The organism is Methanobrevibacter ruminantium M1, assembly GCF_000024185.1.
GTDB classification, from domain to species: Archaea; Methanobacteriota; Methanobacteria; order Methanobacteriales; family Methanobacteriaceae; genus Methanobrevibacter; species Methanobrevibacter ruminantium.
Genome location: NC_013790.1, coordinates 1537666 through 1561305 on the forward strand (window position 1 = coordinate 1537666; position 23640 = coordinate 1561305).

Consider the following 23640-nt stretch of genomic DNA (forward strand, 5'->3'; position numbering starts at 1 on the left):
AAAGTTTTTTCTACAATCTTTTATTAAATAAAATTAATCTATTGAGTACTTTTTCTATCTTCTCCAATCAATAAATGAAAATTAGAATATTTAAGTATACTACCATTTTTTATAGTTTTAAAATAAATATATAATTGAATAAAAAGGGGTTTTTCATATGGTACTAAGTCAAAGTGAAATGAGAAGAAGGGCTGAAAAATTTATTGAAACTTATAAGGAAGTGTCTGATGAAAGAAGTTATTCTCAAATGTTCTGGAGAGACTTCTTTGATATTTTTGGAATAAGCTTAAATGATGTCGCTGTTTTTGAACAAGCTGTAAAAAAATTTGATGGAACACAAGGTTTTATTGATTGCTTTTGGAAAGGAAAACTTGTAATTGAACATAAATCAGAGGGAAAAAATTTAAACAGCGCATTTCAACAGGCATTAGGTTATCTGGATACATTATCTTCATTGGAAAAACCTCGATATATAATTGTTTCTGATTTTAAAAGAATTCGTTTAATCGACTTGTTTGAAGACAAAAAGACAGAAATATCATTGTTTGATTTGAAAGACAACATTCAGATGTTCAACTTTATTTATTTAGATGGTGTGAAACATCATGAAAAACAAGAAGAACTGAATATTGAAGCTGCTGAACTAATGGGCAAATTGCATGACTCTCTCAAGGAGTCAGGATACGTTGGTCATGAACTGGAACTCCTTTTAATTAGATTGCTTTTCTGCGTTTATGCAGAGGATACTGGGATTTTTAACACTTATCAATTCTTTGATTATATTGGTGATGAAGAAGATCCAATTAGTGTTGGACCGAAAATTCAACAATTATTCAGAATCTTAAATCAGCCCGAATCTCAAAGACAGACTAATTTGCCGGAGGAGTTGGCTAATTTTCCATATGTGAACGGTAAACTCTTTGAAGAACCTATTGTCCCTCCATACTTTGATTATGAAATGTACAATCAATTAAAGGAAATCTGTAAATTCGATTGGAGCACTATATCTCCAGCTATTTTTGGCTCTATATTCCAGTCAATAATGAATGAAGATGAGAGACGACAATTAGGAGCTCATTATACAAGTGAATCAAACATTTTGAAGGTAATAAATTCTTTATTTATGAATGATTTATGGGAGGAGTTTAGAAAAGCTAAAAAGAATTCTAAAAAATTAGAACAGTTAAGAGATAAGATGGGAAAATTAAAATTCTTTGACCCTGCCTGTGGTTGTGGGAACTTTTTAATTATAGCTTACAGAGAATTAAGATTATTGGAATATGAAATCTTAAATATTTTACATAATATAAAAAGTGAACGAGATACTCAAGTCCTATTCGATTCCAAGGAGTTAAGTAACATTAAAATTGAAAATTTTTATGGAATTGAAATTGAAGAGTTTCCTTCCTTGATTGCTAAAGTTGCTATGTGGTTCATTGAGCACCAGATGGATTTAAAATATGAACAATTAAACATACATAAAAGCAATTTACCATTAATATCTTCCGCCAATATTATTCAAGGAAATGCTTTAAAAATAGATTGGACACAATTTTTACAGCCTACTAATGAAGTATTTGTTTTAGGAAATCCTCCTTTTGTTGGTTCAAGAGAACAAACTAAAGAACAGAAAAAGGAAATGAAAGAAGTATTTAAAGGTGTTAAAAGGAATGGTTTGCTTGATTATGTTTCTGCATGGTATCTTAAAGCAGCACAATACATCCAAAATACAAATATAAAAGTTTGCTTTGTTTCTACTAATAGTATTTGCCAAGGAGATCAAGTAGGAATATTGTGGGAAGTTTTGATGAAAAAATATGATATCCATATTAATTTTGCTCACCAATACTTTAAATGGAGTAATGAAGCTCGAAATGCTGCCAAAGTATATGTTGTAATTATTGGTTTTTCTACTGTTGACATATCTCCAAAACATATTTATACTTATGAAACACTTGATTCTAAACCAGATTTAGAAATAGCTACTCAAATTAATCAATATTTAATTGATTCAGAAATAGTTTTTATTAAATCTAGGAATAACCCTATTTCAAATGTTTCAAATATTATGAAAAAAGGGAGTAAAGCGTATGATTATGGGAATTTGACTCTAAGTTTAGAAGAGAAAAATGAGTTATTAGATGAATTTCCAGAAATGGAAAAATGGATAAAAACATTTTTAAATGCTCGTGATTTTTTAAAAAGCACTGAAAGATATTGCTTATGGTTTGCTGATATAACCCCTTGTGAACTTCAACAATTGCCTGCACCAATTAAGTTAAGAATAAATAATGTTAAAGAAAAAAGGGAAAATAGTAGTGATTCAGGTATAAATAATATTGTTAATGTTCCATGGTTATTTGAAAATAATCAGCCTAAAAATGATTTTTTAGCCATTCCTGTTGTTAGTGGTGAAAAAAGAGATTACATTCCTATGAAATTTTTATCTAAAGAAATCATTGTAACAAATGCAATATATACTTTTGAGTCTGCCACTTTATTGGATTTTGCATTTTTAACTTCTAAAATGCACATGGCTTGGATGAAGTATGTTTGTGGACGGCTAAAAGGAGATTATAGATATTCTAAGAAAATAGTTTATAATAATTTCCCTTTCCCTAATGAATTATCTGAAAAGGATAAAAATAATATCATTAAAAAAGCTCAAAAGATTTTAGATATTCGTGATGAATATAAAAACGAATCTTTAGAAGTTTTATATGGAGAATATATGCCTAACTCATTACAAAAAGCACATATCGAATTAGATAAAGCTATTGATAAAGCGTATAGTTCTAAAAAATTTAAAGATGATAATGATAGGATGAAATTCCTATTCAATCTTTATCTTGAATACACTTCAGATTAAAATTTTTATTTTAACTAAAATGTGAAAAAATATGATTAGAATATTTTTATTTCCTAATCCTTTTTTCTCATTAATTAATAAAATTATTACCTTGGACCTAAGAATTTATCTCCATTCATATGAATCATATGATCAGGAAAACTAGCTACCCATATCTCAGTTTCCCAAGCAATCTCTTCAGAGAACTTTTTAAAATCCTTCATATCTAAAAAAGCAGTCACAAAAATTTTCCCTGATTCAACTTCTTCAGTCATCTTTTCAATCTCATTCACTCTCTTTTGACTCATAGGACCTACACTTGTTACAGCTTCAACAAAGTAAATCCAATCATTCTCTTCTGAATACAATACGACATCAGGCATTTTATCATGCAAACTGATCTCAAACCCTAATTCCTGCAATTTTTCAGTGTTCTTTATCAAATCTTTTTTAGTTGTATCCCCAACATACAGACATTCTGAATTAGGAGCAAATCTTGGAGCAAACTCTTTAATGATTAATATTTGAAGTATATTGTGTTTTCCTGGTGAAAAGGTCAAATCTTGTCCATTAATCTTTACAGGCATTTTCCTCATCTCTTTCTTGGAGGAATAAATTTCAATTAGGGTTTCATGATTTTCCTTAAATGAACTTAAAGCAGAACCCCAGTTAGAAGTATTATAACTAATAACAACTTCCAATAATTCATCAGTTATCCTATATTTGTATCTTGGAGAGTTAGTAGGCACACCATTGTCTTCAATAAAAGCTGCATCTCTAAAAGGGTGCATTGCTGTCTTTCTAATAGTTTCTCTACTGTTTTCTGCATATACCACACCATAATTATTCTTTATGAATTGGATGACATCATGAATTCTGATCCATTCATTAGTTGAATCTTCCCACTTTGTATCTTCTGAAACAGACAGCAAAGATAAAAATGTATATACGCATATATCTGATTGTTGTTTATCAGGCACTTCCAAATTTTTTAAAATTGATTTAGCTTCATAAAATTTACTCATAAAATACTCTCCAATATTTCATCACAAGATTCTACAGAATAATCATTTTTATTAATTAAAATTCTTCCTAAATTTTCTAAACTAGTTCTAGAAGGAATATTCAATGAATTGATTTCATTAGCATTGACTTGTGTGCTTCCATTTAAAATCCTATAATATTTATCATACATTGTTGAATTGAAAATAACAAATAAGCCATAAATCTGCTCTTTTGACAAATCATCATCATTAGTGGACTCAATGAAATTAATTTTATTTTCAGTTGATATATAATCATAGTTTGGAAAATCTTCTTTAAGATAAATTGCTGGTTGCAATCTTCTTTTTTCTTCCTTTGAAGTAAACCGTTTAAGAAACAGATAATCTTTGTTTTCTTGAATTAAACCCTTTTTTGCCATATTAACATATTGTTTTTTATCATGTTCGACAGGAAAAGTAATGAAATTTTTGTTAAAATGGAAAGGATAAATTAAAGGAACATTATCTTTATTTGGTTTTTCTTCCAAATAGCTCTTATTTCTAAAATCTACAGTTAGTCCAGTACGTAATTTGATTTCTTCTGTTAAAAAAGAACTATCAAATTTATGAACATCATTTAAAACTTTTACCTCCCCCTTATTGGTAGGCAGATAAACAAAATGATTTTCATCATTGGAAATTGCTAAATCATAAGGGACTTCAAATTCATCAATATCACTAAAATCATTATTGGATGATGAAGAAATCTTTATAGATTCCAAAGGCTTTTTAGATTTTATTACATGAATAATTATTGTTTCCTGCAATACATTCTGCTTATTGAAAACATTATCTCTACTGACAAAAAGATGGACTTGATTAATTTTTCCAGCACTTAAGAGATATTCTCTAAATTTTTTAAAGTATGCTCCTGAAGTCCAACTTCTAGGAACAATGAATACCATTTCTGAATCTTTTGATAAGTGATGTAAAGACATTGCCATGAATAGGAAATAGATATTGGGCGCTCCATAACATATTGATTCCATCAATTGAGCTTCTGGTGCTTTTCTTGATATTTTAAAATAAGGTGGATTGGCAATAACAAAATCATACTCTTTTTTGCAAAACTCTTGAGATTCAATGCTGAATGAATTGTTAAGTATATAATTTTCTTCAATGATTTCATATTTTAAATTTATTGATGTGTTTTCTGAGATGAATTTTAAATTATTCTGAAGTAAAGGCAAGATGCGAGAATCATTTTCATATAAAGTTAAATTTATTGAATCAACATCAGTATTTTCTAATTGTGAGATAATGGCAGCAGAGAGTATGCCAGATCCTGCTCCAGGATCTAAAATATCTAAATGTTTTTTAGTAGGAACATATAATTGGGCCATAAACTTTGCTACATCAACATCTGTAAAGAATTGGCCTATTTTTTTCCTTTCTTCTTTAGAAATTGAATTAAGAAATGAATTAGTTTCGTTTGATACATAATTTAACACAGAAAATCACCATCATTTTAATATATTAATTTCATTATTTTTAATTATATTCTTAATTTTAAACTTTTATTTCTTTATAATGAAAAATATTTTATTTCGTATTTAAAGTTAATGCAGAAAAAAAGATTAAGTATAAATTCTTATCTTTCTAAAAAATTTTCTATAGTTACTTTAGTAACTAAAATCATCTCTTTTGTTTCTTCATCAATAACTAAAGATTGCGCTAATTCTAAAAAATTCAAAGATTCATTATAATCCTCTAACCCCATAAATCCTAATGCTTTAGATAAGTAAATTTCTGCCGATGGATAACCGATTTCCAAATATTTTTCACAACAGCCTATACATTTTTCACATTCCCCAAAAAGTAAATGCAATCTTGATTTTTCATACAAAAGTTCTTTATTATATTTATCTATAAACAAGCCTTCTTCAAATGTTTGCATGGCCAATTCATACTCTTCATTTTCATGACAAAAACAGCCTTTTAAATAATAAATTCTAATATTATATGGATTTAAACTCAAACCTTCATTAAAATATTCTAAAATTAAATCAAAATCTTCATAATCCTTTAAAAATAATGCTTTATCACAATATGCCTCAGATTTCAATTCATCATCTGCAGAAGAATAAATAATTTCATCTAAAATTGAAGTTGAATACTTCACATCAGAATCTTTAAAAATATTAAATTTTTGAAATAAAGCAAAAAATTTATTATTATCCTCACTAGTTTCTATAATTTCATCTAAAATTTCTAAAGATTCCTCTTGAAAACCATACTTAAAAAATTGTTTAGATAAATCAAGTTTATATGTAATATTATCTCCAAATAAATCTAAAGCTTTTCCAAAATATTCTTTTGCTTGATCCAAATTATCTAAAATTAAATAAGAAATTGTTATATTATAATAAGCATACATAGACTCATCATTGATTTTCAGAATTTCAAAAAATTTTGTTAATGCATAAGGTTCCCTATTTAATCGTCTTAAACTCTCTCCCCATAAAGAATATAAATCCTCATTGATATTTTGATATTTTGCTTTATAAAAACAATTCTCAGAATCTTCATAATTGCCTAAAAAACTATAAGCTTCACCCATATTAATCAAAGCCATGAAAAAATTAGGATTAATATCTAAAGCTAATTGATATTTTTCTAATGCTTTTTCATATAATTCTAATTCTTTATAAATATTTCCTAAATTAACATATGATTCTAAATAATTCTCATTAATTTCAATAGCATTTTCATAATTTTCAATTGCTTTATTTAAATAACCTTTTGATTGGTATGCATGTCCAAAATTAAAATATAATCTATCTAAACTAACAAAATTTTTATTATTTTCATCAAATATCTTTTTAGCTAGATTTAAATGATTTAAAGCTTCATCATAGTACCCATATTTTATCAAATTTATTGCATAATTTATCCTAATATCAGAGGAATTAGGATTAAGTTCTATAGCTTTATCATAATTTGAAATAAAATTTTCAATATCGCCAACATTTGCAAGAGAATTTCCTTTAAAATAATAGTAATTAGAATCTTTTTCAAAATCTTTTTCTTTTGGAACATATGGTTCTTCATCAAAAGTTTCTTTAAATATTGAAATTAATTCTCTTTTTAAATCTTTAAAAGAATCATATCTATCTTTTGGATTTTTTGATAAACACTTCAGAACTACATCATATAATATATGATCAAAATAAGGGATTTCAGCTTTTTTATGCAATTCTTCCCATTCATTATCAAAATTGTTTTCTGCTTCAAAAGGCAAATTACCCTTATTTATCATCTGATAAAGAACTATTCCAAAACTATAGATATCTGTTGAAATATTATTTATCCCCTCAAAAGATTCTGGAGCCATATAAGCATTAGTTCCACAAAGTTTTCCATTTGAAATATAATAATTTCCTACATTCTTATTTTTAAAAATTTTAGATTCATTAATAAAACTTGTTAAGCCAAAATCAGTAATCTTAATCTCATTATCCCAAACTAAAATATTTTGGGGCTTTATATCCCCATGATATTTAATACCCTGTTCCTCCATATATTCCATAGCATAACAAAATTGGATAGCCCAATCTAAAATTTTATAATCTGACAGACCTTCAAAAAAGTAATCATCTAATGATTGTTTACCCATAAAACTAAAAATAGGTTCCATTATAATAAATAATCTACCATCAATAATATCTAATCCCAATGCTTCAACAATATTTGGATGTTTCAGTTCTGTCCAAATTAAAGACTCTTTCTTAAAATCTCCTATAGTTTCTTCATCATTAAGATATTTATCTTGTAATGTTTTCAGTGCTAAAGCTTTTTTCAAATCATCATCATATACAATAAAGACAGTGCCAAATCCTGATTTTCCTTCTCCACCGTATTTATCAATGACAATGAATTCATTACCTAAAACTGTCCCTATATCAATCCTATCTATCACATAATCACATATCTTATAAATTTATCAATTTTTCCAAACTATCTAAAAACTCGTTCCTATTAAGAACAATAAGGCTATCCTTAAATGGATCATAATTATCCTTTATTCTTATTCCACCCCAAGTAACAAGAACAATAGGGCAGTTTTCAGTAAAAGTAGCCTCCTCATTATACAAAATCCTCTCAAAGTCTTTATAATATCCCATGACCTTATAAACGCTATCCCTTACATAATTAGCGCTACTACTGTTTTTAACTTCAACTATCCTGTAAGTGATTTTGCCCTCTTTTTCAAACTCTAAAATAATATCCGGAGCCCTATATGCCCATTGAATATTATAATTTCTTAAAATCTCTGCATACTCTGAAACCTCTTGAAGAGGCTTTGGAAGGTATTGATAGTGAACTGTCACTTTGGTTCCGTCTTCAAGCACATCAAAGGTAGAATAATCATTTCCACTATGCAATAATCTTAATTCAGGACTAGGAAGTGCTCTAACCAATGAATAGAATATATAAATCTCATACAGTTTATTTGGATTGGTAGCTTTAATCAATCTATGCTCTACCAATTCCTTCAATAATTCAATATCTTCATTAATGAATAGGTCTTCATAAAGGATATATGCTCTTGCTACCCTATGATAAAGAACATTCCTGTTTTTAAATGCTTTTCTAATATGCTTTGCCTTAATTATCCTAACATCTGAAATGTCATCAAAATAGACCTTTTTCAATGTTTTCTTTGCCATCTTGTAATTGTTTCCAACAATCTCATACCAATCTCTTTCATCAGACAAGCTTTCTATATCAAAAGGATTCTCTTCATCGTTTCTTATAAAATCCACAAAATCGAGATAATTGTTCTTCAAGCTGATTATCTTCCTTAATACAAACTTCAATAGCTGATTTTCTTCAAGATCATAGAACTTGGATGGAGGAGAGCAAACAAAAAGGCTAGGGTCATTGAATCCTTTGGCATACCTTGTCTTTAAAGTTGCATTCCAATCTATTCTTCCTCTAACAATTCCATTAAATTCCTCTTTTTCCTTTTGAGTAGAATGGGAAAGATTTCTAAGAAGGTATGGTAAAATCTGAATTAAGTCTCGGACTTCATCGCTCAGTAAGAAATGCACTGTCTTCAAGGTTCTTAAGTCATCATCATCCATTTCGAATAAATCTTGGACTTTTATAGTGAAATCAGTGCTGATTTCACCTGAAAATAAATAGTAATGAATGAATTCCTTGATTTCATTATAAATCAAATCAATATTGTATTCTGTGACTTTATAATGGTCATTGACATCCTTTGATTTGATTTCCCTATCGTTTGAAGTTCCAAGAGCTTTGTATTTATAAACAGAACTTTCTTTTTCACTAACTTGATACATATGAGTACTCAACCGTTTTATAAAATTTCATATAAAATTTATTTAATTAAAGATAGCTAAAGAATAATCAATGAAATTTAATAAACCATTGAAATTCTTATAGCTAAAACTAATTAAAACTATATCCATTTTAACCTAAAATTTAGGAATCAATTCCTTCAATTCCTCATCCAAATATTGGGACAGACCAATGTCTCCCATAAGTTTTCTGATTTGTTCAACCTTATTTCTATTAAGTCCTTCGAATTGAGGAACTATATAAGAACTGATGGCTTCTGCAAGAATTAAATCTGTGCTGTCGTCGCTTATTTCATCCCTGAATTTGATGTATTCAGTCATGTCCTTGAATATAGCAGGGCCTAATTTTCTGAATTTTATTACGTCATAAACCCTTAGGAGATTGTTAGTATATTCTTCAGAGAGATCATTGGACCACATTTTAATGAGTCGTTTATATTGGGTCTCCTCTGGCAAGTCCACTTCAATAAACATGAATCTTCTCATGAATGCATAAGAAAGGTCAAAAAGACTGTCCTTATCATCCACATTCATTGTTCCAATTATTCTCCAGTTGTTTCCGATGTAATATGTGGATTTCTCTTTATCATGCTTGGAATAGTTTTCATCCCATAGCTTGATTTTGATTGGCTTGCCGTTTTCCTTGTATGGCAACTCCACATCCTGCTTTGAAAGAACGGTAAACAATTGACCGAATGCCTTGTCTATGTCGGCCCTGTTGATTTCGTCAATTATCAGCCATTTGTTTTCTGCAATTGCATCCAGAAATTTGCCGGGATAGAAAAAGAGTTCTCCCTTTTCATTAGGCATCAGCCCTCCAATCGTATCAAAAGTGGACCAATCGGAAGTTGCCGTAGTCAAAATGTAACCGTCAATGAAGTTATTGTCGCTTGCTGCAGTTGCAAACTTGATTGCAAGTTCTGTTTTACCAGTTCCTGGAGTTCCGTCAAGTATTATGTTTTTGCCGGCATTAAGTGATGCGCACAATTGATTTACTGTAGTTTCAGCAATGGCAAATGATTGAAGCTTGGATTCCAATAATGGAGGATTGATGTTTAAAAGTTCATATTTTGTCTCTTCAATATAGACTTCAGTGATTTCCTCAATCTCCTCGTCATCCAAATCCATCTCATCAAACTCGCTTTCATCTATGCCCTCTAAAATCTCATCGGTATCCACATAGAATTCTATTGGAATTTTTTCAGCTTTATTTGTAGCAAAGTAGATTGGTGGAGTGGAGCATAGATAATGACAAATGGCATCAAATGCCCTAAATTCAAATACATCATATTTATCATAATAATAAGCGTTCCTTAAATTATGTATGAACTCTTTATACTTTGCATTGTTGCTTATATAGCGATCCAATTCATTTGACAAGAGGATTTCATCCCCTAGAATTAGAGACAGGAGTTTAACAGTATCAATGGTTTTTTGATTGATTACATAATAATAATCGTCCAGATAATAAAGAATTGAACTGAATCTGCCTGATTTGAATCCCTTGCTATATCCGCTGTCATTGAATTCCTTGATTATTCTCTTTTGATCTGCTTCATCCCTATTTCCTATCAATCCTTTCAATGTTTCAAATAATAAAATGGCAGTTTTGCTTAAGTCTTCATCGCTTATCTTTAATTTTCCCTTAATGGAGGCCTTGATATTCTTACTTCCGTCTCCATGAACCTTCATCTTGCGATTGACAAGTCTATCCCATACATCATCAACAATATCCTCATCATTTTCGTATTTTAACAATAAATCATTCCAAACATCATTTATCTCTTTGGATTCTGTTTTATAGCCTTCCATATGATGATAATCTTCTCTTTCAAACAAAAGCTTATATGATTCATCATATATCTTCTTCAAAATTCTCTCTTTAAGGACTTCATCGTTTCTTGCCAAAACGCACAAAAGCTGATTCCATTTATCCCCTTGCCATTCAACCAAGGTATGTCTTGCAAAGAAGTTTTTAGAAATTTCCAAATCGTCAGGGGTGTAAATCCATTTAACAGGGTAAATATTGTCCAATCCGAATTTGTTCCTGTTTTTATTCTTTGTCAAAGGAATGAAATCGCCAGTGACTACTCCAATGCCTGCTAATTTGCTCTTTCCCTTATTCGCTACGATAATATCTCCCTTTTCAACCCAATTGACGAATTTCCAAAGCATAGCCTTTGAAGGGTCTTTGACACCATCCTTATCTAAATATCTGTCCAAGGACCATTTGTTTTTAAATGTGGAATAATCAATTTCTCCATGATAAAAGCCTACGCCAATATATGATTCCTGCTTGAACTCTTCCCAAGCTTCATCATAAATATCTGAGCCTCCTGGAGAAATTCTCCAGACTTTGCTTCCGGAATTCTTTGGACGCACATCCTTTCTGGAAGGCTCTTCACCTGCTCTTAATTCATTGTAATGGGGAATTAAAGATTCGTATATTTTTATCATTTTCTCCAAATCATTGCAAAACTCTTCCAGATCCAATTCTTCCTTTTTATAGAATTTTCGAATGATTGATTCCCCAACATTGGCTTCATGCTTAAAACCATCAGGTATTTTCAATTCATTTTCTGTAATCATATAATTCAGGTATTCGGATCTCTTCACCAATTTCTTTTCAGCATCGTCGACACCCTGGCCAAGGGACAATGTAAAACCGGAACCGTCTCCCTCAAACAAGTAAATCAAGTAAAAACCAAATTTGAAAGTATTGGTAACATCCTTATGGTAAAATCCAGCCCATGGTTTTTTAGACCAATCCATCATTCCAGGAGAGATTTTTGAATGGTATTTCTCCTTATTGGAAACCATATCAAGAATAAACTTGTTGAAATCATCGGCTATATCATTTCTCATCTTAGCTGCAAATTCATTGTTTTTATATGGCTTTTTAGACTCGATTGGATAAATATCTAAGATTTCCTTAAAATCATCTAATATATAAGCATATTTTTCTATATTGGGCATAAAAACCCCTTATCATATTTTTTTATTAAATATTTCATTATGGTGTCTAATAATAAATATATTAACAAAAGATAATATATTTTTTGAAAAATATTAATATTCAAAAAACAAAAAATATTATATAAAAATATTATGCCACAGGATTGATTTCATGGAAGATGAACTTTTAAAAAAATACTTTAATGAACTTAGAAAGGAAGCAAACAATGAAGACTTTATAAACGAATTGGAAGGGTCTATAGAAACCATTTCAAGGGAAGAAATTGTGGAACTGATTAAAAAACATTATTAGGTGCTAGATATGGGTCAAAAATTCAACATCAAAGAGTTAGAGATTAGATCATTCAGAGGAATCAAGGATTTGAAATATGATTTTGAAGGAAAGTCCTTAGTGCTATGTGGCCCTAACGGATGTGGAAAAAGTTCAATTACACAGGCATTCGAATACCTCTTCACAGGCCAAGTCGCTTCCCTAAAGGGAATTCAGGGAGTAAAGCATGACGAATCACTTATCCATAAAGGGGATTCAAAGGAAGACCTATTGGTTAAAGCCAAGATAGGAGGCCAATACATTGAAAGATCATTCAATGAAGAATTCAATCCAGGGCGATTGAAGGATATCTATGAAGACTCAAGAATGGCTCTTTTTTATTGAATAGGAAAAAGCTTTTATCTTTCATTGAATCAAAGCCTAGAGAAAGATACAATCAAATCACAGGACTCATCTCCTATGAAAAATATGATGAAATAGAGACAAAGCTTCGACAGGCATCCAAAGACATTAATGATGAAATAAAAATTCTAAACAAAAGGAATGATGAAAAAATCAGTGAACTGACCCAATTTTATAGCTGCGAATCTGATGACCTATATGAAAAGATTAATGCTTCTCTAAAAAAGAATAATTTAAAGCAAATTGATGAAAATACTAATTTAACCCAATACATTGATGAAAACAAGCTTAGCAAACCACATAAACTATTAAACAAAAACATTGAAGAACTAAATCATGATTATTTAAGACTATTGGATAATTATGAAAATATCACCTTGACAGAACTGAAAACAACCAATTCATTAGTTTCATTGCTTGAAAAATCCAGGGAATACCTTTTATTGGAAAATCCAGATAAATGTCCCATTTGTCAAAAATACATTGACAGCGAAGAAATCATAAATGATTTAAGTCCAAAAATCGATAAAATCAATGAAAACTTGAAGTTGTTTAAAGATTGGAAAAATGACTGCAACATTATAATAAAGCAATTATCAGATTTAGATTATGAAATAAAGGATTTCAATGGTGAAAATCACAATTCATTGGACTATGATTTGAACGATTTGATAGAATCATTAAATGACTTGTCAAATTTCGATAAAGGACTATCTGAAATGGACAGGGAAATATTGGGCTCTCTAAATAAAGATATCATTTCCATAAAAGGTAAAATGCAAGCAAATACAGATGAGATAAACAGGAATTTAGACCATCTACAAATTCTTAAGAATATTAGGGAAAATGAAAAATATTTGGAAAAGATTCAAAAGCAATATGATGTTTCCAAAAAATCTCATGAATTGTTTAAAAAGATCAAAGAAGAAGAGCTTGCCAATATCTTAAAGCAAATAGAAGAATATACCATTGAATTCTACAATTATATACACTACGATGAAGACATAAACAGCCCTAAAATGAAAATCAAAGGTTCCAATAGCTTGACTTTGGCCCTATTCTTTGAAGATGACGAGTCAGAGCCAAGGTCATTTTCAAGCGAAGGGCATATTGATACCTTAGGATTATGTCTCTTTTTGGCATTTGTAAAGGAATTCAATAAATATGATTTCATCATTTTAGACGATATCATCTCTACCGTTGACTTGGAACATAAGGAACAGGTAATTAACCTTCTGTTTGAATACTTTGGAAACTATAAATTCATTATAACCACCCATAACAAGCTATGGTTTGAGCAATTGGCAAGGCTTGCCGATTACTATCAACAAGGCAGATTCCAATTTGTTGAAATTACTGACTGGGACAGGGAAATAGGACCGTCACTGTCACGTAAAAAAGATGAAAAAGAAAGGATTGAACAGTACATAAATGACAATGACACCTTTGCAGCAGGCAATGCAATCAGACGCCAGCTGGAATATGAATTGGATAAAATCTGCAAGGTAAATGAAATACCTCTGCCTCTTAAAAAGCATTATACTGTAGGGGACTACTACACTCCAACAAAGAAATTTGCTAAGGAAATGTTTAAGGACACTGATGTTGAAGAATATTACAAAAATGTATTCAAAGAACTGGATTTGTCTTTATACAAAGCAAATCTCACATCCCATAACAATGAAATGAACTATGACTTGAACATCAATGAAATTAAAAAATTAAGGGATGCCGTTTATGGTTTGGAAACAGCATTCAAGTGCAAGAATCATTCTGGAAACTATGTATTGAAGTTTGATATGGACAAATGTCTAGGACTTTGCAGCCATAAACGGTGCATAGACTTCTTTACATTTAATAGAATTTGATTGCTTTAGATGGTACTGGACATACAAGTGACTATGTTGATAAATATCGCTCAAATAAGAACCAAAAAGAAAAAGGATACAGTAAATCATATTGCTATCGATGTGTACAATGAATGATCCTTCATTATGGAGTCTCTAGATGTCCAAAACATGATTGCAATTTGCTTTTGCAGCCGTAAGGCAAATGAAAAAATATAAACCGCATTACTATTTATAGTGCTTATGACTTTGAAGAACTAAGGAAACGCATAAACAAAATAGTTTAGCTTTAGACCAAATACCACTTAAAACAAGAGCATGGCCATTATCGTTCGAACAGTGCAACAGTCTTCAGACCTAAAGTCTATGGCAGAAGAATGAATGTGGAAAGTGTTATTCTGTAGTTAAGAGAAAATTTTCTGGTGTAAACTTTTCATGAAGTGATCGATTGCGTAATGAAAAAACCAAGCTAAAAGATGTGTTATAAAATATTTACAGACACATACAAATCTTTTAGAAAGGGTTTCTACAAAGGCTGAAGAATCATTGCAATTTTATTTATAAGAAAACTGAAGGGATAAACATAGCAATCATTGTTTTGTTAGAATAATCAATGCAATAAAATTAAACAAAGGAAACAGATTCCAAAGAAGGTGTTGTAATCCTTATTTTAGTAGATTAGCTTTTGCAATTTTTTTCCAAATCTTATAAGCAGGAGGCCAGAAAGATCGCAACCCTTATTTTAGTAGATTAGCTTTTGCAATACATATAGATAAATCCTTATGGATAGAGAGGGTAGGTCGCAATCCTTATTTTAGTAGATTAGCTTTTGCAATAAACTACTACACAGGTGTTAAAATCGGAGAAATTTGTCGCAATCCTTGTTTTAGTAGATTAGCTTTTGCAATACTATAAAGAGTTAAAGGCCAAAGCCTTTAAAGATGTCGCAATCCTTGTTTTAGTAGATTAGCTTTTGCAATTCAATAGGAATGAAATAACAAATGACGCGCAGAAGGTCGCAATCCTTGTTTTAGTAGATTAGCTTTTGCAATATAAGGGTATGTTAAAAACCCTAAAAAACTATAAACGTCGCAATCCTTGTTTTAGTAGATTAGCTTTTGCAATTATGAAATATAAAGAGTTCTCAGATAAATGGGAGAAGTCGCAATCCTTGTTTTAGTAGATTAGCTTTTGCAATAGAACGGAGGAATTTCTTATGACTAATGAAAAATCTGTCGCAATCCTTGTTTTAGTAGATTAGCTTTTGCAATACATTGCTAGACACATAGGAATGGTGGAATATGATGTCGCAATCCTTGTTTTAGTAGATTAGCTTTTGCAATCGACTACGAAGCAACTATTAGCAGAATGACCAAATGTCGCAATCCTTGTTTTAGTAGATTAGCTTTTGCAATAGTCCAAAAATTTCCTCTAAACATATCAAAAACATATGGATATTGCTTCTTTTTATAGGGTTTTTGTGCAAATCTAAAAACTTAACCCTTATTTATATATATTTGCACAATTAAAATAAAAAGTTTTCTATTAATATTACCTAATATTAATCATTGAATAAATTATATTAATGTTTAAAATCAAAATATCAAAAAAATAAAGGTTAAGATATAATTAATTAAAAAAATAAGGAAAAAAAGAGAAATAAAAAAATATGGAAAAAATAGTGAAAAAATAAAAATTCATTAAAAATTGATAGGTTTGCACAAAATGGCTTTCTGGATTATTCACCATCTAAGAGAAAACCCTTCATATGGTACGCCATTTGTTAAATAATCAGCCATAAGCTTGCCTTGATATAAAATAATATCTGAATAACTAATATTCTTACTATGAAACATTATCTTGCTATTTAATTTATCCAATATTTTTGCAATCAAAAGTCGTCTAGCCCTCTCATGAATCTTAATATAATTGCCATCTTCTTCAAAGTCATCTGGTGTAATCTGATTCCTATTAACTATTGAGAGCACTGTCTTATCAACTATCTGCTGTCTAAATTCTTCAATAAGATCATAAACCAAACTAGCCCTTCCATAGCGCTCTGAATGTAGAAAACCACAATATGGATCAAGGCCTGCCAAATATATTGACTTCCAAATCTCACTTTCTATTACTGCATAACCATAATTTAACAATGAATTAACCGGATCTTTAGCACCTCTGCCACTTCTGCCAAAAAATTCCCATTTCTCATCAAGAACACTAGCAAAAGCTGACCAATATTCATGTGACGCTTGCCCTTCAATTCCCAGTATATTATTTCTAATATTATCTGAATTGATATTAGATAATTTTTCTATTTTACCAATATGTTCTGAAACCTTTTCTCTTTGTTCAATAATATAATCTTTCTCTTCCCTGCTTTTTGCAAGGGTTCCAAGCACTGCCTTTTGATTTTCAATCTTTGCTCTTACAAAAGCCTTAGCCAAATAGCCGCTTCTTGAGTCTGTAAGTGCAAAGTACTGTTCCTTTTTGACAATTGCGTTTTTCCTATCTGGAGCTGAGAGTCTGTAATCCACATGGCCTTTCCAATTGATTGATACGCAGTCCACATCATTTTCAGCAAGCAGGGTCAATGCATCAAAGGTAATTGATCCCTTGCCAGTTAATAGTATTTGGCTTATATCCTTTGCCAAATAATAGTTTATCTCTTTTCCGTTTTCCTTAATCACAATTTGATTGTCCCTTTTAGCAACTGATTTGCCAAATCCGTCTACAACTAATTTCATTTTAAAAACTCCTTGATAACTATTCTTTATTAAAGTCTTAAACTCTTTAATTTTCTTATTTTCATTTATTATTAAAATTAAATGCCCATTTTTTCTTTTTAAATCTTTAACTCTTTAATTATAGTTTTTAAGCTAATTAAAACTCACAAATCATATAAATCATCATCAAAGTAGGGATCGCAGTCATCCCCATCACAAGTTTCATAGTTTCTGCACTGACTGCAATAGGATATTTCATCATCTCCAGAAATTATATATCTCTCTATCATACCACCACATCCAAATAATGCACAAAATACATTGGCTATAAGAACTCATAAAGGGATTTCTTAGGCAAGTCCAGATTGCCCTCAATCAATATGGAATCAACACAGGATTCACATGTTGGGATAAGGATTATACTATCCCTCTCTGAAGACATGAAAAAATCAAACTCGCTTGCAAGATTCAATCTCTCATCAATAGATAAAAACCCACAGAATATGGATTTCTGAATTCTATGCAAGCCATAATGCTTTAATTTTTTAACCAAGCTTGTACGTGTTGGAGTATCAACTATATCATACATTACAAAAACTAACATATTTTCCTCCCAATAATAAAGAAAATTTATTAATTTTCATAGAAAACAGAGCTAAAATCAAACATGACTGATAATTAAAACCATTAAACTATAAAAAGAGTTTCCAAATATTAATATTCAATGATCAAATAAAATAGCCAAAACAGACTAGATATTTTTCTAATTGGATAATTAATATTTTAGAAAAATGCTAAATCTACCAATATTTATTTAGTGTTGTATGTGCATACAATAAATGTAGTTGGTTAAATATAAAGTTTTACATTATTTTTTCAAAAATCAAATCTTTTTAAATTACAAATTTTGGCTTTTATATAATTTAATCACCAATATTTGATACTTTTTTAATTTATTTAAAAAATCAATTGTTTTTTTAGGAGATGGGAATGAAAAATCTTGTTTTTTTTAAGGAAATATGGACATATAATTTTTATCCTATTGTGCAATAGTGAAAAACTTCCAGGAATTTTTTAATTTCATTAAATTTTATAATTTTTTTAAATGGACATATGGTTTTTATGGATTTATTATTTCTATTTCAAGTTGAATTTTATTTAATTGATTAATTTAGTCTTAAAATTTTAAATGGATATTTGTTAATTTTTATTTTAAATCCTCAGGTTTTTATTTAAGTTGTGCAAATATTATAAATGTGAATATATTTCACATACTTGCACATAATTCGCAGATACAAGTGTAATATTTCTCAATTTTTGCATATTATATGTGGATTTTAGGGGTTATTTCATTGAGTTTTCCAATAAAACAAGGATTGCGACACTTTGTCCAGTTCTGCAATAAAAGTTTTAAGTTCATTGCATTGAGTTTTCCAATAAAACAAGGACTCATTTAACCTATTTTATAATACATCAGAACAGTTTGCATTGAATATTCTAAAAACAAGGATTTAACTATTTTCCATAATAAAATATCAAAAATATTCTTTTAGAAAAATAGTTATTGAAACAAGCTAAAAATATAATCTAAAAAAAAGAATGCATTAAATGCAAAAAAAATAGAATAAAATAAATAAAAAGCTAAAAATATGATCTAAAAAAAAGAATGCATTAAATGCAAAAAAATAGAATAAATTAAATAAAAAAAGTAAAAATTAGTCTTCTTCTTGGTCTGTGACCTTAATTACCGTACCAAATCCTTGGCTTACACCTTTACCAAATCCAAAGAAGTCAGGAATATTGAAGTTAACCTTAAACTCTCCTGTGAAAGCATTCATCTGAACATTTTTATATTCGGCTATCTCATCATCCAAAAGAGAGCTGACATGCAGCCTTTTGTTAACTATTATACCTAATCCCTTTGACATGGAAAGAATATTTCCAACCATAATATTATTCAAAAAGCTCTTTTTTTCTTTCCAATCCTTAATATTCTTAAAGGATTGATAATTTTTAGTATTCAATGCCAGCCAAGGGCTTAAGAACTTATATTGATGATATTTCCTAGTGGCCCTAACATCATACTCCTTATAATATAAGTAATGATCCTCCACCCTATAATAGCTGTCTCCCATCTTAAGCGCTTTAATTTTAGAGGATATGTCAACCAATATGTCTGCACCCTCTTCAATCCCTAGAATAGATGGCTGCCCATCTATGATTTGATACTGAACAAGAGGATAAGAGTATAGGAATTTATTATTTCCATAATGATTATGGAGAATAGGATACTTGTCAAATTCCCTTCCTATATATCCCCTGAACTTTGAAGGATTCTGCTTGACTTTCTTATTAGTCTTTAAAACTAAATGACATGTATTTATTTTCATAGTGCACCTAAATAAAAGTGATTTTATCAAACGTTTTTTTAAAATTTTAAATCTTATTAATGAAACATAATAAATTCGTTTAACCCACATATAATAAGTGGGCTAAACTAAAAATAGGAATATGTTAAAACTTTGGAAACTTAGCCAAATCCATATCCTCATCTAAAAATGAGAAATAGTCCTTAGCATAATCAAGTGTCTTATCATATAACTCTTCTGCCTTTTTCTTATTCATCGGCTTTAGGCCATGAGCTAGAATAGAGCCATTTCTTTCCTTTAATTTGGAATTCAACTTATCGAACTTAGGGCTTTGCTTAATGCCAAACAAGTCTAAAAGCTCATAGCTCTTATCATTTGCAATGCCAAAATAACCTTTGTTCTTTTCCTTAAGGCTGGAGTTATAATCAATGAAATCTAATATTTCATCATAGTTGTCCCTTGCATGTGCTTTGGATTTTGTGCTTGAGATATTTACCTTAAACTCCTTTTGAGTCTGCAATTGGTCATCGTCAATCAGGCCCTTTTGGGTAAGCTGAACCTGTGCAATCAGCTCATTGATCCTATACAATCTGGCAACAGCATCATCATACTTGCCCTCTTCGATTCTTCGGTAGGCATTATTGAATAAATCTGAAAGGTAATAGGAAATTCTGAACTTTAAATGGCCCTTTATGGAAGGGTCTTCGCTATCATATGAAACTCCCCTAATTTTGAAACTCAAAAATTCATAATTTCTCTTCATTTGGATAAAGAAGTCTATATTTTCAAATTCATTTAATATGAATTCATCCTTTTCAATATCATTTATTATAAAGCCCAGATATTTAAATAAATCTGTGTTTTTTGAAACCTTATCTTCAAATAGGTCCCATTTTTGATAAAGTATGACAATCCTTTCATAGATTTCAGATATCCTTCTTTGCTCAGTTCCCTTAATGAATCTGGATTTGGCGCTTTGGAAATTTTCCAAGGCCGCTTCAAACTGATATGTGTTAAAGAAGTTCTTTCCTCTCTTAAATTCGGTTATTGCATATTTCTTATATGGATTTATCTGCATCTTTGTAATTTCAGAGCCATCCTTAACTACGCCGACACCATTTTTGGTTCTGCTCTGGCTGTCCTTTTGGCCCACATAGCTGAATTTGAAATTAGAATAATTCCCTTCGATTACTGCAAGGACAAGACCTGAAACCATAGGCTTTGTTCCTCCAGTGAAATCCACACGAACCTCAAAGCCATCATCTGCAAATTTGGATAAGACCTTCTTTGAAGTGGAAAATGAATCATCCAAGCTTTCAGCATCAGGTATCTCGTATATTTCCACATTTTCCTCATTGAAAGCAGTCTCTTCAAGAATGCCATCGCATTCCTTAAGTGTCTGAGGAGAACATAAGAAGACTACTTTATCTGGCTTGAATTCTTTAATGGAATAAATGAGAGGTTCTGGAGAACCTCCTAAACTTAAAATTAAAATTTGCTCTTTTTTAGACATAAAATCACTTAAAATAAAAAAAATGGATTAAATTTTACTTAACTTAACCCATCCTAAAGGTTCAAAGCTATTTTTAAAATAAAAAAAATGGATTAAATTTTACTTAACTTAACCCATCCTAAAGGTTCAAAGCTATTTACTATCAATTTTCTTGTTTTAGGGAAATCATAATGATTTTTATGACCTAAACGATTGAATTTTCTAAAAGTGGTGAATTCCGTTGGAGACCTGGAATTTTTAACTTCCAATAATTGACTGACACCTAAAGCTCCACTGCCTTGACCTAATCTCAACAATGGAGACTCTTCAGTATTTTTATCCTTCAAATCATCGAAATATTTATATAACTTTCCAGAGTCAACATCGGAATACACATAATCAAAGTTAACTGTATCTTCAATAAAACGTATTTCCTCATCCAATATATCATTAGAAAATTCATAAATATGCTTAAATATTGATTCAACAGATAAATCGAAGTTATTTAACATTCTAGGATTATGCACCTTAGAATTGAAAGTATTGCGATATTCAAATTCAAAAACATTGCCCCTATCAATTGTTTCAAAGAATGAAAAAGTGTTCCTTTTTGTCCCAATTGATTCGACCCCATAAAGGCTTGGCTCTTCGATTGTATTAAAAGTGTCTGAAAATTGAACATATGTCATAATATTCTTAATATCCCTATTATTCTTATTATTAATCTCTCTAGCTACATCACGATTAGATTTGCTAGATAAATTTAATCTAGAATATAATAAGGCATTTCTAACTGCACCTTTAATTGAAGAACCTGAGATATATGGCTCATTATTTGTTTTTAAATTCTCCTTAATTAGACCAATATCGGCAGTGCTTTCCCCTTTTCTTGTAACTGAAACCTTTTTGCCATTTTTCTCTTTAATGGATTCTGGAGCATACTGCAGAGAAACTTTATAAGATGAGCAACTTGATAAAATTTTCTTAAATAAATCTTTATCATAAGGCCTAATTGTATCATACAAGAATTTTTGCATCCCCTTAATTGCAATCCTCTCATTTTTATTAAATTGACTATTATCTTTTTTGGTTTTAATATTTTTAAAGGATTTTGTATCTGAAAGAACCTTTAGAAATTCCTTAAAGAGTTTTTCATCCCTTTGATACAGTTCTTTAGCCACCAAATCTAAATTTAATCTGACTAATTTCTTCTTGCCGCTAAATTTAGCAAAAGCAAATTCAGAACGGGAATACTCGTTTCCAGTGTTTCCAATATAAACTGGAGAAATTGTTTCCAATTGCAATCTAACCATCATAATTCCTCCACGTTATATGGTATATTAAAGGAATATCCATATTCAATTGACCTATCAGAAGTTTCAACCAAACAACCGCAATTAACATCATATTTGACAGTGTAATCCGGGAAAACAGAACCTTCCTTAAAGAACCTTGTTTTCTTTCTCAAACCAAATGAATCCCGAGATCTCTTATCTCCAATTTCATAAAGAGCATCATCATCAGATAATTCCTCAATAAAAGAAATATCCTTCTCATCTGGAATGAAACGAGACAATGATAGGAAATATTGGCTTTTATTTAAATTATCAAACTTATCAAAATCATCTATTTCAAAATCAAATTGTCCTTTTCCAGAGGAAATGTCATGGCCAAAACCCTTATCTCTTAAAAATCTCAAAAGGGAAATGAAAATTTCTTCAAATGAAGAGTCCTTAAAGTCCACTAAGAAAAACAAGCCTTTATTTTCTCTGAACCTATAATCCTCTGAATAAAAGATATTTATGGAATTATTCTTTACCCTATCTATAACATTGTGGGGAGAGATTTCCTTTGAAAATAAACTTCCATCGATAATTTCTGAATTTTCTTTTTTTACTAAGAAAGATTCATTAAATTCATTCACAAGGAATAAATCATCTTTAAAATTATCAAAGATCCCATCATTTGAAATATTGCCTGAAACCAATTCCAAGAAAATATCCTCTTCAATAAATTTAATTTTTTTGAATTTTTTAGATAATTTCATGTCTTTAGATTGGAATTTTGTAATTGGCTTTGGATAGAATCTAAAATAATTGTTTTCATTTTTAATGAATGGAAAAGCTGATGAAATTAAAAATGGAATGTCATTTTTATTCTTAAAGCTTTCTATAAATGAATCAAGTTTTTCTGGAAATAATTCTGCCATCCCATAGGTTAATGCTCCGAAAATGCTATCTGAAGATAAAAAAGGAAAAGTTGATTTAGGTTTTAAATAAACTATTTTCATTTTATCACAAACATACATTACTTAAATAAAAAATTTTAATTATAATTAC

Annotated in this window: 16 protein-coding genes and 1 CRISPR repeat array; of the genes, 4 read left to right on the plus strand and 12 right to left on the minus strand. The window is 29.8% G+C overall.

Translation table 11 applies throughout. The features are described from left to right. Nucleotides 1-157 precede the first annotated feature (157 nt). Complete coding sequence (locus MRU_RS05845; RefSeq protein WP_012955964.1) at nt 158-2869, plus strand: DNA methyltransferase; 2712 nt, start codon at nt 158-160, stop codon at nt 2867-2869. Between the two features lie 86 nt (nt 2870-2955). On the opposite strand, the gene MRU_RS05850 is transcribed toward MRU_RS05845, so the two are convergent. The 5 genes from MRU_RS05850 to MRU_RS05870 all read right to left on the minus strand — a co-directional run bounded on the left by MRU_RS05850 (nt 2956) and on the right by MRU_RS05870 (nt 12194). Beyond that, nucleotides 2956-3873: a BsuBI/PstI family type II restriction endonuclease gene (locus tag MRU_RS05850; protein ID WP_012955965.1), complete on the minus strand. Its 918-nt coding sequence runs from the start codon at nt 3871-3873 to the stop codon at nt 2956-2958. Next, nucleotides 3870-5342 carry an Eco57I restriction-modification methylase domain-containing protein gene (locus MRU_RS05855; protein WP_012955966.1) on the minus strand — a complete coding sequence of 491 codons (1473 nt, stop codon included), beginning with the start codon at nt 5340-5342 and terminating at the stop codon, nt 3870-3872. Before MRU_RS05855 ends, MRU_RS05850 begins: the two co-directional genes overlap by 4 nt. 140 nt (nt 5343-5482) lie before the next feature. After that, entirely contained in the window at nt 5483-7810 is a 2328-nt protein-coding gene (locus MRU_RS05860; RefSeq protein WP_012955967.1) for a serine/threonine-protein kinase, read from the minus strand. 13 nt (nt 7811-7823) lie between these two features. Further along, complete coding sequence (locus tag MRU_RS05865; protein ID WP_012955968.1) at nt 7824-9200, minus strand: hypothetical protein; 1377 nt, start codon at nt 9198-9200, stop codon at nt 7824-7826. A gap of 135 nt (nt 9201-9335) precedes the next feature. After that, nucleotides 9336-12194 (minus strand): MrcB family domain-containing protein, encoded by a 2859-nt coding sequence (locus MRU_RS05870; protein ID WP_012955969.1) that lies wholly within the window; start codon nt 12192-12194, stop codon nt 9336-9338. Nucleotides 12195-12345: 151 nt separating this feature from the next. Between MRU_RS05870 and MRU_RS11935 the strand changes: the two genes are divergently transcribed. The 3 genes from MRU_RS11935 to MRU_RS05880 are packed head-to-tail and all read left to right on the plus strand — an operon-like array spanning nt 12346 to nt 14735. Further along, on the plus strand, nt 12346-12486 hold the full coding sequence (locus MRU_RS11935; RefSeq protein WP_012955970.1) for a hypothetical protein: 141 nt from the start codon (nt 12346-12348) through the stop codon (nt 12484-12486). 9 nt (nt 12487-12495) lie between these two features. Then, nucleotides 12496-12849: an ATP-binding protein gene (locus MRU_RS05875; protein ID WP_012955971.1), complete on the plus strand. Its 354-nt coding sequence runs from the start codon at nt 12496-12498 to the stop codon at nt 12847-12849. Beyond that, nucleotides 12846-14735, plus strand: a complete 1890-nt coding sequence (locus MRU_RS05880) for a hypothetical protein (protein ID WP_012955972.1) — start codon at nt 12846-12848, stop codon at nt 14733-14735. Before MRU_RS05875 ends, MRU_RS05880 begins: the two co-directional genes overlap by 4 nt. Before the next feature lie 634 nt (nt 14736-15369). Continuing rightward, nucleotides 15370-16129: direct repeats of the CRISPR family, unit length 37 nt; unit sequence GTCGCAATCCTTGTTTTAGTAGATTAGCTTTTGCAAT. 327 nt (nt 16130-16456) lie between these two features. Here MRU_RS05880 and cas1 read toward each other — a convergent pair. From cas1 to csm4, 7 genes are all read right to left on the minus strand, one after another. Next, complete coding sequence (gene cas1, locus MRU_RS05885) at nt 16457-17461, minus strand: CRISPR-associated endonuclease Cas1 (RefSeq protein WP_012955973.1); 1005 nt, start codon at nt 17459-17461, stop codon at nt 16457-16459. 143 nt (nt 17462-17604) lie between these two features. Then, complete coding sequence (locus MRU_RS12150) at nt 17605-17730, minus strand: hypothetical protein (RefSeq protein WP_012955974.1); 126 nt, start codon at nt 17728-17730, stop codon at nt 17605-17607. Nucleotides 17731-17765: 35 nt separating this feature from the next. Next, entirely contained in the window at nt 17766-18044 is a 279-nt protein-coding gene (gene cas2, locus MRU_RS05890; RefSeq protein WP_012955975.1) for a CRISPR-associated endonuclease Cas2, read from the minus strand. 1111 nt (nt 18045-19155) lie between these two features. After that, nucleotides 19156-19830 (minus strand): CRISPR-associated endonuclease Cas6, encoded by a 675-nt coding sequence (locus tag MRU_RS05895; RefSeq protein ID WP_048812440.1) that lies wholly within the window; start codon nt 19828-19830, stop codon nt 19156-19158. A gap of 124 nt (nt 19831-19954) precedes the next feature. Beyond that, nucleotides 19955-21322 (minus strand): CRISPR-associated protein TIGR02710 family, encoded by a 1368-nt coding sequence (locus MRU_RS05900; RefSeq protein ID WP_012955977.1) that lies wholly within the window; start codon nt 21320-21322, stop codon nt 19955-19957. A 92-nt stretch (nt 21323-21414) separates the two neighbouring features. After that, a complete protein-coding gene (csm5, locus tag MRU_RS05905) occupies nt 21415-22617 on the minus strand; it encodes a type III-A CRISPR-associated RAMP protein Csm5 (RefSeq protein ID WP_012955978.1) in 1203 nt (400 codons plus the stop codon). Then, entirely contained in the window at nt 22614-23609 is a 996-nt protein-coding gene (gene csm4, locus MRU_RS05910) for a type III-A CRISPR-associated RAMP protein Csm4 (RefSeq protein ID WP_012955979.1), read from the minus strand. Before csm4 ends, csm5 begins: the two co-directional genes overlap by 4 nt. Nucleotides 23610-23640 lie beyond the last annotated feature (31 nt).